Genomic DNA, 1,174 nt, shown 5'->3' on the forward strand with positions numbered 1-1,174 from the left:
CCAGCACGAGGTTCGCCGCCGCACCGCCCAGCGCCACGGCCCCGGCGGCCCCCACGCCGCCCAGAACGTTCAACGCAAGGCCCGTGGAGAGGAAGAACATGTTCGCCACGCAGTGCTCGAAGCCGCACGCCACGAAGGCGGCGATGGGCAGCAGAATGCCCACGACCTTGTCCGTCACCGTGCGCGACGCGAACCCTATCCACACCGCCAGGCACACCAGCGCGTTGCACATGACGGCCTTGAAGAACAGTTCCACGGGGCCGAGCGACGCCTTGGCGGCGGCCACCGACACGAACGTCGCGCCCACCTCGCCGCCGTTCATGCCCTGCACGTTCGCCAGCAGCACGAGCGCCATGGCCAGAAGCGAGCCGGCCAGGTTCCCCAGCCACACCAGGCCCCAGTTTCCCAGCACCGCGCGCCACGGCACGCGGCCCGAGGCCCTCGAGCACACCATGAGCACGTTGCCGGTGAACAGCTCGGCGCCGCAGCAGAGCACGAGCACGAGGCCCAGGCAGAAGCACACGCCGCCCACGAGCCGCTGCACGGCGAAGGGCAGCGTAGCATCGGAGAGGAACAGACAGAAGAACATGCCGCCGAACGCGACGAACGCCCCGGCGAGCATCGCCGAGACGAAGCACCTGCCTGTCGGCAGGGCCGCCTTCGCGCACGCAGCGTCCTCGACCCGCTTTTCCACCTCGGTGGGCGAAAGGGCTTCCAGCCCGAGCCCCGCGCCTTCTTGCATCGCCGCCACGTCGAATCCCCTTCTCCCTGCTTTCCCTTACTGTGCGCAACGCCCGCCGGAGCGCGTTCGGCGGGCGTTGCGGCCCGCAAACGTGTCATTATCGCAGATTCCGGGCGGCTTCGCCGGATAAATTCCCACCGTCTTCCTTCCCTTCTTCCAATTCCTTTAACGCATGCGCCCTTCCCCTCCCCTCCCCGCCCTGCGGGGATTCGCCGCACGCCGCCGTTTCGGGCCGGCGGCCCGGCCCGACATTGGTATACTGCTCGGGAAACCAAGCATCCGGCCCGCTTATCGAGAAAGGCATCCCATGGCACCCACGCCCGCCCGCGACTTGCTACGATCCCTGCCCCCCGTGGAGGAGGTGCTGCGCTCCCCCCAGGTGAGCGCGCTGGCGCCGCTGCTGCCGCACGACATCCTGGCCGACTGCGTGCG

Annotated in this window: 2 protein-coding genes; one reads left to right on the forward strand and one right to left on the reverse strand. The window is 69.1% G+C overall.

Annotated features, from left to right (window positions below):
- The coding region (locus tag GPA_RS19435) for a formate/nitrite transporter family protein (RefSeq protein WP_167536711.1) at positions 1 to 742 on the reverse strand (742 nt) is incomplete at its 3' end.
- A 307-nt stretch (positions 743 to 1,049) separates the two neighbouring features.
- Here GPA_RS19435 and GPA_RS20665 point away from each other — a divergent pair.
- Positions 1,050 to 1,174, forward strand: a 125-nt coding sequence (locus GPA_RS20665; RefSeq protein WP_156791174.1) for a hypothetical protein, incomplete at its 3' end; no start/stop codon positions are given.

Origin of the sequence: Gordonibacter pamelaeae 7-10-1-b, from assembly GCF_000210055.1 — a bacterium.
Lineage (GTDB): Bacteria > Actinomycetota > Coriobacteriia > Coriobacteriales > Eggerthellaceae > Gordonibacter > Gordonibacter pamelaeae.